The organism is Flavobacterium flavipallidum (assembly GCF_038289905.1).
Lineage (GTDB): Bacteria > Bacteroidota > Bacteroidia > Flavobacteriales > Flavobacteriaceae > Flavobacterium > Flavobacterium flavipallidum.
Window position 1 is genome coordinate 31,345 of the sequence record NZ_JBBYHU010000035.1, and the last position, 12,006, is coordinate 43,350.

At 32.7% G+C, this 12,006-nt stretch carries 13 protein-coding genes; 3 read left to right on the forward strand and 10 right to left on the reverse strand.

What is annotated here, in order from left to right:
- Window positions 1-93 precede the first annotated feature (93 nt).
- Entirely contained in the window at window positions 94-723 is a 630-nt protein-coding gene (locus tag AAEO59_RS14090; protein WP_341701388.1) for a response regulator transcription factor, read from the forward strand.
- 1 nt (window position 724) lies between these two features.
- On the opposite strand, the gene dnaG is transcribed toward AAEO59_RS14090, so the two are convergent.
- From dnaG to rlmN, 6 genes are all read right to left on the reverse strand, one after another.
- Complete coding sequence (dnaG, locus tag AAEO59_RS14095) at window positions 725-2,779, reverse strand: DNA primase (protein ID WP_341701389.1); 2,055 nt, start codon at window positions 2,777-2,779, stop codon at window positions 725-727.
- Between the two features lie 118 nt (window positions 2,780-2,897).
- A complete protein-coding gene (locus tag AAEO59_RS14100) occupies window positions 2,898-3,947 on the reverse strand; it encodes a hypothetical protein (RefSeq protein WP_341701390.1) in 1,050 nt (349 codons plus the stop codon).
- Window positions 3,948-3,978: 31 nt separating this feature from the next.
- Window positions 3,979-4,662, reverse strand: a complete 684-nt coding sequence (locus tag AAEO59_RS14105; protein WP_341701391.1) for a hypothetical protein — start codon at window positions 4,660-4,662, stop codon at window positions 3,979-3,981.
- The gene (locus AAEO59_RS14110) at window positions 4,649-5,218 is read right to left on the reverse strand and encodes an RNA polymerase sigma factor (protein ID WP_341701392.1); all 570 of its coding nucleotides are present in this window, start codon (window positions 5,216-5,218) and stop codon (window positions 4,649-4,651) included. Before AAEO59_RS14110 ends, AAEO59_RS14105 begins: the two co-directional genes overlap by 14 nt.
- A gap of 138 nt (window positions 5,219-5,356) precedes the next feature.
- A complete protein-coding gene (locus AAEO59_RS14115; RefSeq protein ID WP_341701393.1) occupies window positions 5,357-6,334 on the reverse strand; it encodes a polyprenyl synthetase family protein in 978 nt (325 codons plus the stop codon).
- A gap of 64 nt (window positions 6,335-6,398) precedes the next feature.
- Entirely contained in the window at window positions 6,399-7,442 is a 1,044-nt protein-coding gene (rlmN, locus tag AAEO59_RS14120; RefSeq protein WP_341701394.1) for a 23S rRNA (adenine(2503)-C(2))-methyltransferase RlmN, read from the reverse strand.
- 109 nt (window positions 7,443-7,551) lie between these two features.
- Between rlmN and AAEO59_RS14125 the strand changes: the two genes are divergently transcribed.
- Window positions 7,552-8,193: an O-methyltransferase gene (locus AAEO59_RS14125; protein ID WP_341701395.1), complete on the forward strand. Its 642-nt coding sequence runs from the start codon at window positions 7,552-7,554 to the stop codon at window positions 8,191-8,193.
- Between the two features lie 79 nt (window positions 8,194-8,272).
- Here AAEO59_RS14125 and AAEO59_RS14130 read toward each other — a convergent pair whose 3' ends face one another.
- The 4 genes from AAEO59_RS14130 to AAEO59_RS14145 form a co-directional block, all read right to left on the reverse strand.
- Entirely contained in the window at window positions 8,273-8,836 is a 564-nt protein-coding gene (locus tag AAEO59_RS14130) for a phosphatase PAP2 family protein (protein ID WP_341701396.1), read from the reverse strand.
- Complete coding sequence (locus tag AAEO59_RS14135; protein ID WP_341701397.1) at window positions 8,836-9,162, reverse strand: Sec-independent protein translocase subunit TatA/TatB; 327 nt, start codon at window positions 9,160-9,162, stop codon at window positions 8,836-8,838. Before AAEO59_RS14135 ends, AAEO59_RS14130 begins: the two co-directional genes overlap by 1 nt.
- 114 nt (window positions 9,163-9,276) lie before the next feature.
- Complete coding sequence (locus tag AAEO59_RS14140) at window positions 9,277-10,029, reverse strand: peptidase associated/transthyretin-like domain-containing protein (RefSeq protein WP_341701398.1); 753 nt, start codon at window positions 10,027-10,029, stop codon at window positions 9,277-9,279.
- A gap of 199 nt (window positions 10,030-10,228) precedes the next feature.
- Window positions 10,229-10,966 carry a hypothetical protein gene (locus AAEO59_RS14145; RefSeq protein ID WP_341701399.1) on the reverse strand — a complete coding sequence of 246 codons (738 nt, stop codon included), beginning with the start codon at window positions 10,964-10,966 and terminating at the stop codon, window positions 10,229-10,231.
- 132 nt (window positions 10,967-11,098) lie between these two features.
- On the opposite strand from AAEO59_RS14145, the gene pepE reads away from it, so the two are divergent.
- A complete protein-coding gene (pepE, locus tag AAEO59_RS14150) occupies window positions 11,099-11,806 on the forward strand; it encodes a dipeptidase PepE (protein ID WP_341701400.1) in 708 nt (235 codons plus the stop codon).
- Window positions 11,807-12,006: the final 200 nt, after the last annotated feature.

The following is a 12,006-nucleotide window of genomic DNA, read 5'->3' on the forward strand; positions in this document are numbered from 1 at the left end:
GATTTTATCTATAAAAAGTAGCTTCATATATTTTTTTTGACTATTTTTATTATAGAATTCATACAAAAACAACAACCCTAAAAAAAAAGAATTATGATTAAAGTTTGTCTTGCCGATAATTTTCCGGTAGTACATTTTGGAGTAAAGTCCTATTTCAAGGACCATGCAGACATATCAATTGCTGCCAATGTTGGTAGTTTTTTGATGATTAGAGATATCCTTTTGACAAAGGAAATTGATATCCTAATCTTAGACTTAGAACTTGAAGGACTTTCAAGTATTTTCGAGGTAAAATCGCTTTTAAAAGATTTTCCAAAAACTAAAATCATGATTTTCAGTGGACTTTCTGAACAAATTTATGCACCAAATGCAATTAAAGCAGGTGTGTCTGGATATGTTCATAAAAAAGAAAAACTGGAAACTTTGGGACAATCTATCATTAAGGTTCACCAAGGTAAAATTATCATGAACGAAACAGTTAAGAAAAACCTGGCTTTGATTGCAAAACAAAGCAAAAGCGAGCGTTTGTACCGTAAATTATCTAACCGTGAGGTAGAAGTTTTACGTTATTTAAGTGGTGGAAAGAAAAACCACGAAATCGCAGAAATTTTAGGCCTTAACGAAAAAACTATTAGTACTTACAAACTACGTTTATTAACAAAATTAAATGTTACAAACTTAGTTGATTTAGTAAACAAAGCTAAAAGTTTAGAAATCGTTTAATCTAGAAACGAGACATAACTCGACCGAGTTTTTTAGAAAAAGCACGAGTCAGTTCGTTATAGTCTCTTATCATCATCAAAGACTCCATATTATCCTGATCAGGAGATATGGAGTTTTTTAATTCCTCAATAATTCGCCCCACCAAGTACCATCTCATGGTTAGAATAGTTTCTGAAACATTTTGGGCAACCGTTTCCTGTTTGGTCTTAGGAAAAATATTCTGTCCCTCCCAATTATGCATTACCAAACGTTCATCTTCCATTAAAATATCTGTAACTTCCTGAGCATAATCTGGAGACAGTTGCATCAAATACTGCTCTAAACTGAATTTCTCGTTTTGTAAATAATAATTAATCAAGTCATTAAAAATCCCACGAAACAAAGGATTTGCTAACTCAACCTCATCTTCTTGTAAACTTAAATAAATGCGCTGAAAAACTTTATAGGATTTCATCTCAGTTACATTGACTATTTCACCTTCTTCATTAGTTTTCATCAAAACATCTTCAAACTCTTCCGTTTTATTTCCATAGAGAAGTAAAATCTCTATTATTTTACGTTCTAAACGATATAATACATCTACTTTCCCTGAAGGTTCACTTTGAAAACTTGGTTCTCCCGGATAATCCTCTGGAGGTCCAAATCGAGGATCTTCAGGATCTCCTCCTGCATAGCCAACATTATTTGGATTTTGATTTCTATGAACTTCAAATGGTTTTTGTTCTTGCTTTTGCTTTTTAGCAGCATCAGCAACATCTTTTTGAATCAACTGAGCTAAAGTACTCGTAAGCACCTGCTCTGAAATATCCATAATACGGGAACATTCCTGAATATAAACCTCGCGCTGAATTCGATCTGGAATTTTAGAAATACTTCCTACCATATCCCGAATCAAATCGGCTTTTTTGATAGGATCGTTCTTAGCTTCATCCATCAAAAGTGAAGCTTTGAACTGGATAAAATCTTTGGCGTTATTTTCTAAATAAGCTACCAAATCGTCATGCGGTGTTTTTTTGGCAAAACTATCCGGATCCTCTCCATCAGGAAAAGTACAAACTTTAACATTCATCCCTTCCTCCAAAATCAAATCGATTCCACGAACAGAAGCCCGAAGTCCGGCTGCATCCCCGTCAAAAAGTACCGTAATATTTCTGGTCAATCGGTTAATTAATCGAATCTGGTCAGGAGTCAAAGCAGTTCCCGAAGAAGCTACCACATTTTCAATTCCTGCCTGATTGAACTGAATTACATCGGTATATCCTTCAACCAGATAACAATTATTCAGCTTAGCAATAGACTGCTTGGCCTGAAAAATTCCATATAAAACCTTACTCTTATGATAAATTTCACTCTCAGGCGAGTTTAAATATTTTGCTGCTTTTTTATCGTTCGTTAAAATTCGGCCTCCAAAACCCAAAATCCTCCCGGACATACTTTGAATAGGAAACATCACGCGACCTTTAAATCGGTCAAAAGGACGGTCTTCCCTCGGAATAGTCAAACCTGTTCCTTCTAAAAATTCCATCTTATATCCTTTACCTAAAGCTTCTTTTGTAAAAGCATCCCAGGTTTCAGGCGAATATCCTAAACTAAACTTTTTAATCGTATCGGTAGTAAATCCCCTTTCTTTAAAATACGAAAGTCCAATTGCTTTTCCTTCTTCAGTATCTAAAAGAGTTTTATGAAAATAGTCTTTTGCAAATTCAGAAACAAGATACATACTTTCACGAGCATCCATATTGGCTTTTTCAGCATCTGTTTGCTCGGTTTCTTCAATTTCGATATTGTATTTTTTAGCCAGATAACGAATGGCCTCCGGATAGGTGAAATGCGAATGCTCCATTAAGAAAGCAACGGAATTCCCTCCTTTTCCCGAGCTAAAATCCTTCCAAATTCCTTTAGCCGGCGACACCATAAACGACGGAGAACGCTCATCAGAAAACGGACTCAATCCTTTAAAATTACTTCCGGCTCGTTTTAATTGCACAAAATCACCAATAACCTCCTCTACGCGGGCAGTTTCGAAAACAGTATCTATAGTCGCTTTTGAAATCAATTTTTAAAAGGATAAAGTTGGAAAGCGTCAAAGATACAAAGTTAATTTTGGATTATTAAAATGAAAAAGTGCTTCATTTCTGAAGCACATCTTCAAAACTATAGCTAAATCACAACGTCTAATTAAAATCAAATCGTAATCCTAAAGAAACATTATTTTGCTTTACAGGATTGTCTTTAAACAAAGGATTCAAATCATATTTTAAATACAGACTCGTTGCTTTGTAACCTATATAAGTACTTAATCCATAAATAAAAGTGTTCACGTTAAAATCTCCTCGCGTTTTTTCGATTCTATGATAATCATTTTGATCATATTCAAGGATTTGTTTTGACTTCAAATTAGCTCCAAAATAACCGCCTAAACCAAAACGAAAACTATTATGGGATTTAAAATAGGTCTTACCGTCTTTTACAGTTGGTTTAGTAAAATCAAATTCCAAATGCAGTGGAAAAACCAAATTTACATTTCTAAATCGAGCATCTTTTTGAGGGATTGTATTAGTCATTAAATCAGTTTGATTGCCATTAACTACAAAATAACGATTATCAGTAGGACGTAAATCATTATACATCAAAGAAAAACCATATTTGGCATGCAACAAATTGTGATTAGGGAATATTCTTGAATTAAGCGTCAAACCCCATTCGTAAAAACGAGATTGCATATATCTAAATTTTGAATTCGCCACTGCTCCATCTGTTAAGAGATTATTAACTCCTGTAGCGAAAACTAGTTGAGAGTCTGTTCTACTGTATTTTTTGATAGAGTCATTATGTTTTTTAAATTTTTCATGGTTTCTACCATCAGAGGTATGAAACAGTAAGAAATGAAAATCCTTGTCTGATTTCATATTTCCATCAACCTTTTCTTGAACCAAATTGTTTAAAGCTTCTTGTTCTTTTGCCACTCTGGATTCAATGTTTCTTGCTCGTACTTCTGCCAAAACTTTCTTTTTAGCCTCTGCATCATCTTTTGTAATTGATCCGTCTATCAACTGATTATTAAGAGCCTCCACTTCTGATTTCAAGGCTTCTTTTTCCTCTTTGGTAATAGCTTCAATTCTTGAAGCAATATCTTTTGCTCGTTTTTCAAATGTTTCCTGTCCTAATATTTCATTCACAAAAAGACATAGTAACAACACTAAGTAAACGTTTAAATTTCTCATGATAATTGAATTTAAAATGTAATTAATGATTTTATTCTTTGTTTCGATTTACAATTGCCTCCTTCACTTTAGAATAATTTTCAGCTACCTTACTGAAAACTTTTTGACGGAAAGTAGGCTCTAAATCGGTTTCAATTTGTTGTAATAACTGATTAGGATCGACGTGCACTTTCAATTCTGAATCATGATTATTACGCATTCTTGCCGATTTATCTACTCTGGCTAAGAGTTCTTCAACTGTAACAGCATTGGTTTGTGTGGAAATTGATTCTTGCCTTGCTTCTTGATTGATAACTACAACATCATCCACTTGATTAAGATTGTTTTTAACCGCAATTGTTTCTTGTTTCAACTTATAAGATGGATTGTTTTTTAAAACTGATTGTTGGACAACATTCTTTTTAGATTCTTTTTCACCTTTTATTAAATCCACATAATCCACAACTACACTTCCCGTTTTAGGAGCTACCGGATGCTTAATTACCACTCCATTTTCCTGATTCTCAATTGGATTTTTTTGCAAATCATAATAGGCTGTGCCAATCAATAACAAAGCAGTAAAACCTGCAGCTACATACAACCAGGGAAATTTAGTTTTTGGCTTTTCTGTTGCCGAAAGCATTGCATCTAGTTTATCCCAAGCATTTGCTGATGGCTGGATTTCCCGAGCATTCAACTGTGTTCTGAACTGCTTTTCAAATTTATTCGGTTCCATACTCATAATTTTTCAAAGTTGTAATCTGTTTTTGCAAAAGCTTTCTGGCATGCGATAATTGCGATTTTGAAGTCCCTTCATTAATTTGTAACATCTTGGCAATTTCCGGATGTTTATAACCTTCAATGGCATATAAATTAAAAACCATTTTATAGCCATCCGGCAAGCTGTCAATTAAAAACTGAATATCGGCTACTGAAAACTGACTCTCAATGGGACTAAAACTTTCTTCATCCTGTCCAATAATCAAATCATCTTCAATATATTTCAGCTTTTTGTGAACCCGGATAAAAGAAATACATTCGTTTACCATAATTCGCCTGATCCAGCCTTCAAAACTTCCTTTATGCTGAAAATTTTTCAAATTAGTAAACACCTTCATAAAAGCGGTAATCATGATATCTTCGGCTTGATGTATGTCTTTTATGTATTGACGGCAAACGGATAACATTTTTGGAGAAAATTGAGTATAAATCTGTTGTTGCGCCTGTCGATTATTTTCGACCGCTAAACGGATTAGTTCGTTTTCATCCTGATGTAAATTAATTACTTTCAAAGTTTTTATAAAGTGTTTCTATTAGCATAGACGATTTACAACCCGAAAAGGTTGTATGAAAGGTAAATTTATTTTAGATTTTATAAATTAAAAATCAAAAAAACGAATAAAATAAGGAGTTAAGAAAACGAATTAATATTATTTTTTTCTTTCAATAACGTAATTAACCATGATGGTTAGTGACGTTTTAAATTCAGAATCTGGGTAATTCTCTAGCAATTGTAACGCTTCTTGTTGGAATTCGATCATTTTATTTTCGGCGTAGGCCAAACCATTATTGTTTTTGACAAAAGCAATCACTTCTTTGACACGCTTTTTATCTTTATTATGGTTTTTAACCGAATTAATCAGCCAGGATTTTTCTTTAGAAGTACAATTATTTAAAACATGGATTAAAGGCAAAGTCATTTTCTGCTCTTTAATGTCGATTCCTGTTGGTTTTCCAATTGCATCATCGGTATAATCAAATAAATCATCTTTTATTTGAAAAGCCATACCTATTAATTCACCAAACTTGCGCATATTTTCTACCTGAACTGCATCTTCCGAAACCGATTTGGCTCCTAAAGCACAACAAGCCGCAATCAATGTAGCGGTTTTTTTTCGGATAATTTCGTAGTAAACTCCTTCGGTAATATCTAATCTTCGAGCTTTTTCTATTTGCAATAATTCGCCTTCACTCATTTCGCGAACAGCGACAGAAATAATTTGAAGCAAATCAAAATCACCGTTATCTATAGAGAGCAGCAAACCTTTAGACAACAAATAATCGCCAACTAAAACAGCAATTTTATTTTTCCAAAGTGCATTTATCGAGAAAAAACCACGACGACGGTTACTATCATCCACTACATCATCATGCACTAAAGTAGCTGTATGAATCAATTCAATTACCGATGCTCCGCGATAGGTTCTTTCATTAACTGTTCCTTCCGAAACCATTTTAGCCACTAGAAAAACAAACATCGGACGCATTTGTTTTCCCTTGCGATTAACGATATAATACGTAATTCTGTTTAACAACGCCACCTGAGAAGACATTGATTCATAGAACTTTTTTTCAAAAAGTTCCATTTCTTTAAATATGGGCTGTTTTATTTGAGAAGTAACATTCATTTAGGTTTCAAATATAGTGTTTTTCGAATAAAACAAAAGCCAATTTAGCATCTGAATATTGTTTTTATGCTTCTTTATTTGCCAATTGTCCGCAGGCGGCATCGATATCTTTTCCCCTACTTCTTCTTACTTTTACAACAACACCAATAGATTCCAATCCTTTGATGTAAGCATTAATTGCTTCTTCAGAGGCTTGCTGAAATTCCCCGTCATCAATAGGATTATACTCAATCAGATTCACTTTACAAGGAACATATTTACAAAACTTAACCAATGCCTCTACAGCTGCCTTGTTGTCATTAATTCCTTTCCAAACTACATACTCGTATGAAACTTTACTTCGTGTTTTTCTGTACCAATATTCCAATGCTTCACGTAAATCGGCTAATGGAAAGTTTTTTGAGAAAGGCATAATACGGGCTCTAACCTCATCAATTGCAGAATGTAAAGAGACTGCCAATTTGAATTTTACCTCATCATCAGCCATTTTCTTAATCATTTTTGGAATACCAGAAGTCGAAACCACAATACGCTTAGGCGACATCCCTAATCCTTCTTCCGAAGTAATCATGTCAATTGCTTTGATTACATTATTGTAATTCATCAATGGTTCACCCATTCCCATAAAAACAATATTAGACAACGGATGATTAAAATACAAGCGACTTTCTCTGTCAATAGCCAACACCTGATCGTAAATTTCGGCTGGTTCCAGATTACGCATTCTTTTTAAACGGGCAGTTGCACAAAAATTACAATCTAAACTACATCCCACCTGACTGGAAACACAAGCTGTTGTACGGGTTTCTGTTGGAATCAAAACCGATTCCACTACCAAGCCATCATGCAATCGAACTGCATTTTTAACCGTTCCGTCATCCGAACGCTGCATAGTGTCAACCTTAATATGGTTGATTACAAAATGTTCTTCCAGCATATTACGGGTAGCTTTTGAGATATTGGTCATATCTTCAAAACTGTGAGCTCCTTTGCTCCACAACCATTCATAAACCTGATTTCCGCGAAATGCTTTATCTTTATTAGCCACAAAAAAATGGCGTAATTCTTCTTTAGATAAGGCTCGTATGTCTTTTTTATCGATTTGCATGCTGCAAATTTAATCACTATTTGTTGATTTATAACATCAATTCATATAAATGCTCAGGTGTTGTTTTTATAATTTGATAACTTTGTTCAAAATTGAAAAAAGATCTAAAATGCATTTCATATCACCAGAACTCGAAGATTACGTTGAACAACATTCAGAAAACGAACCAGAATTATTAGCGGCTTTAAATAAAGAAACCTATCAAAAAATTCTTCTACCAAGAATGTTAAGTGGTCATTTTCAAGGACGGGTTTTAAGTATGCTATCAAAACTGATACGCCCAGTAAACATTCTTGAAATTGGGACTTACACCGGTTATTCGGCTTTATGTTTATGCGAAGGAATGCAGGAAAGTGGCGTTTTACATACTATTGACATCAAAGAAGAATTAGTTGATTTTCAGAGAAAGCATTTTGATAAATCGCCTTGGGGCAAACAAATTGTGCAACATTTAGGAGAAGCTATTGACATCATACCTACTTTGGACATCAAATTTGATCTGGTTTTTATTGATGCCGATAAAGAAAATTATTTGAATTATTTTGAATTAATTGTCCCAAGAATGAACAAAGGCGGTATCATTTTATCAGATAATGTTCTTTGGAGCGGAAAAGTTCTGGAACCTCTTAATCCAAAAGACATTAGTACTAAAGTTTTACTGGAATACAATCAATTATTAAAAAATGACCCAAGGGTTGAAACCGTTTTACTTCCAATTCGTGATGGATTAACAGTGAGTAGGATTCTTTAAAAATAATCAATTATATAGAAAAGCGCATATTCAAAAAAACTAATGAATATGCGCTTTTTGTATGTCTTTTGTTAAAAAATTAAAGCGGAAAATATTTAATTTGAGTGTATTGATAGATTCTGTAAATAATTAAACCTGTCATTGTACCAAAAAGGTAACCACACAAAATATCTATAGGATAATGCAACCCTAAATAAATACGACTATAAGCAAAAATCAAAGGCCATAAAAACAATAAAAATGCATACTTAAAATAAGGCTTTAATAAATGATACACAAACATTGCCACCGCCATACTATTTGCTGCATGTCCAGAGAAAAAGCTAAATGATTTTGAGGATTTTACAATTCGGATAATGGAATGAATATCAGGATTATTACACGGACGTAATCTTTGAAATCCATACTTAAACAAATTTGTACATTGGTCTGTTATTAAAACCAAAACAGCAATAAACAACAATACCTGAAGTGTTTTTTTTCCTCCTATTTTTTTATAAATAATATATAGTAAAATCAAAAAAAGCGGAGTCCAATGCGTTTGCTTGGTAATAAAAAGCCAAAGTCCGTCATAAGACTCTGAACCAAGCCCATTTAAATAAACAAATAGCTTAACATCTAAAGAAAGGAGCTTTTCTAACATTAGAGACTACGTTTTACTGGACCTGCAATATCTTCAATATCCTCCTTCAGTTTTGTTGCCTGAACAACTGAATCACCTAGAAGATCTTCTTTTACTTTATTGATTTGAGTATTAATTCCACCTGTCATTTCAGTTAAAGATTTTGCATCTAAACCATTTTCTTCAGCACCTTTTTGGATTTCGTTCTTTATATCATTAGTTGCATTTTTTAATTGCGCCATAGCTTTCCCCATAGTACGTGCTATTTCTGGTATCTTATCAGAACCAAACAACAACAAAACCACAAACATTATAAAAACTAATTCACCTCCTCCAATACCAAACATATTCTGTATTTTTTTTTGGCAAATATACCAAATTTAAAAAAAGTCTTCCTTTAATTTTTTCATAAAATAAGACAAGCTTCCTACTTACAAATTATCGTGTCTCACACTAATATTTCACCTATACTGAGTGATTTTTTTGTATTCTTCATTTTTAGTAATTAGGAAATCCATCAACTTAAACTCTTGATTTGGTTGCATTAACACTCTTGATTTCGAATCATTTTCACAATAAATCAAAAACAATTTAATTTCATCATCCTTAAGATGTAATGTATTTGAAAAGAAGGAATAATTCACTTTATTCATCACCACTTCTGAAAAACTGGTGTCTTTATAGAAATCTGTTTTTTGCGGATTATTTTTTCTTAAAACTCCAATAACATCTTTATAAATTCTAACAAAATCCACTCCATTTTCAAATGATCCGTTTGGAGGCAACAGCCTGTTTTTTGGTGATGACTTTTCATCATCAAAATATTTCAAATCCACATATTTCTGAGTATTCCCTTCAATAGGACTTAATTCCCTCTTCGCTAAAACAAGTACTTCGGCTAACTCATTTGTAAAAACATCTAGTTCAACTACAAATTTTGATTCTATAAAATCCTTTGCTTTAAGCACTATTTTTTTAGACTTAAACATCAAACTTGAAATGACTAAAGTATCATTTGCTTTAGCCTGGATTTTAAAAGAACCATATTGATTTGCTAAAGTTCCCGTATTTGAATTGGCATTAAAAACAATAACATTTTCTACAGGAACCAAATCATTCCTAACCTGACCTTGCAAAATTATTCTAGCTCCTATTTGACCCCATGAAATCTGACCGAATAGAATAAAAAACAGAAGCATTATTTTAGTTTCCATATACAGCTATTTTTATTACGACTTTAAAATCAATGAAATAAAAATTAATGTTCCATTTAGAAATAAACTTTCCAAAACAGAAACAAACAATCTTTTTAGGTAAAGTTACAAGATTTACTGCACAAAAATTAAACAACTCCTGATTTTTACACAAGAATAAAATACAATTTTCAAAAATTAACTGTAGATTTAACCGACTTTATTTATTCTCAACCGCTATAATCTCTTTGTATTTCACAGCCAATTCTCCAAGCAAAAATTCAATTGAGGTTTTATTCTTAGTATCCAGAATTTTAGTGAATTTTTGATTGTCGACCACATAAAATTTAAAACCGTTTATATAATCAACAGGAAGATGCAACGTATTAATAAAATGCTCTTTTCCAAACATTTTTTCTAACAAAGCCATGTAAGATTCTTTCTTCTCAACGGCAATTTCTTTTTTCAACATAGCCGTTCGCCCAGAAATTAAATTCAATACCGGATCTAAACCCAGAGGATTCATTTTATACGAAGCAGCTGTTGCGTATTTCCTTTCAGCTGGAGTGTATGTTCTAATATTGGGAGATACAATCCTAAGAGAAACAGCATTGATATTATTGTAATTTCGAACCAATACCTCATTTAATTCATGAACAACAGCTACCAAATGAACATTTAAAACTTTACCTTCAAAATCTTCAGGACACAACACCACTTCTTTTCGTTTAAATTGCAAACCTGAAAATACTAAGGTATCGCCAGCACTGGCTTTTATCTCAAAATCCCCAACCTCATTTGTAAAAACTGTCTGCTCTGTCTTCAAATTAATTACATATATACCCTCTAAGTTTGAAACATACGCATTTACTTTTCCTTTTAAGTCATTAGAAGTATTATTTTGACCAAAAGAAACAACAACAAATAAAATTAAAAAAGCGACAATAAATTTACGCATCTTACTGTATTTCAAAAGGTAAAATTAATCTAAGCTTATCCCAATTTATTACTAAGGAGCTGATAAAAATTTGTTAACAATCACTACCTTTTCAACCAGCAATCATTAATTTTAATTTCAAAAATAATACGAATGAAAAATTTACTCTTAGCCAGCACTTCAACTTTACACAAAAGTGACTACCTGGAATATTTATCAACCGAGTTAAGACAGCATTTTAAAAATTGCAAAACAATATTATTTATTCCTTATGCGAGACCTAACGGCATCACTCATGAAGAATATACTCAAAAAACAGCTTTGGCTTTTGCCAAAATAAATATTAATGTCAAAGGAATCCATGAATTTGAAAATCCGACTTTAGCTATTAAAGAAGCAGATGGAATTTTTACAGGAGGCGGAAATACTTTTTTACTGGTTCAGCAACTGTATCACCATAAAATCATGACCGTATTAAAAGAAACGCTAGAAAAAGGGACACCATATTTAGGTACAAGTGCCGGAAGTAATATTGCCGGACTTAGCATGCAAACCACCAATGATATGCCTATAATTTACCCACCAAGTTTCCAAACACTAGGATTAATACCTTTCAATTTAAACGTCCATTATTTAGATAAAGACGAACAATCCTCACATATGGGAGAATCTCGTGAAACAAGAATAAAAGAATTCCATGAGTTTAACAATTTTCCGGTTTTAGGATTAAAAGAAGGAAGTTGGCTGGAAATAAAAAATGGCGAAATCAATTTAAAAGGAGGCCTTACAGCTAAATTATTTAGAAAAAATCACTCTCCAATTGAAATTACATCAGAAACCGAACTTAGTTTTATTCAATAAACATGAAAAAGCCGATACTAAAAAGTTTCGGCTTTTTCATATCTTATGCTTAATGTTCTAAAATACGCTGGTAAAAAAAGGATCAATCTCAAAACCTGGGGGCAAATATTTAAAAAAAAAGAAGAACTTTGTCTTTATAAGAATTATTGATGACTTCTATAGAACTTTTAAAATTTATGCTGCCTGATTTTTTAGTAGAA

Coding starts and splice junctions, on each gene's coding strand:
- AAEO59_RS14090 (WP_341701388.1), top strand. CDS start 94: ATGATTAAAGTTTGTCTTGCCGATAATTTTCCGGTAGTACATTTTGGA.
- AAEO59_RS14100 (WP_341701390.1), bottom strand. CDS start 3,947: ATGAGAAATTTAAACGTTTACTTAGTGTTGTTACTATGTCTTTTTGTG.
- AAEO59_RS14105 (WP_341701391.1), bottom strand. CDS start 4,662: ATGGAACCGAATAAATTTGAAAAGCAGTTCAGAACACAGTTGAATGCT.
- AAEO59_RS14115 (WP_341701393.1), bottom strand. CDS start 6,334: ATGAATGTTACTTCTCAAATAAAACAGCCCATATTTAAAGAAATGGAA.
- rlmN (WP_341701394.1), bottom strand. CDS start 7,442: ATGCAAATCGATAAAAAAGACATACGAGCCTTATCTAAAGAAGAATTA.
- AAEO59_RS14125 (WP_341701395.1), top strand. CDS start 7,552: ATGCATTTCATATCACCAGAACTCGAAGATTACGTTGAACAACATTCA.
- AAEO59_RS14130 (WP_341701396.1), bottom strand. CDS start 8,836: ATGTTAGAAAAGCTCCTTTCTTTAGATGTTAAGCTATTTGTTTATTTA.
- AAEO59_RS14135 (WP_341701397.1), bottom strand. CDS start 9,162: ATGTTTGGTATTGGAGGAGGTGAATTAGTTTTTATAATGTTTGTGGTT.
- AAEO59_RS14140 (WP_341701398.1), bottom strand. CDS start 10,029: ATGGAAACTAAAATAATGCTTCTGTTTTTTATTCTATTCGGTCAGATT.
- AAEO59_RS14145 (WP_341701399.1), bottom strand. CDS start 10,966: ATGCGTAAATTTATTGTCGCTTTTTTAATTTTATTTGTTGTTGTTTCT.
- pepE (WP_341701400.1), top strand. CDS start 11,099: ATGAAAAATTTACTCTTAGCCAGCACTTCAACTTTACACAAAAGTGAC.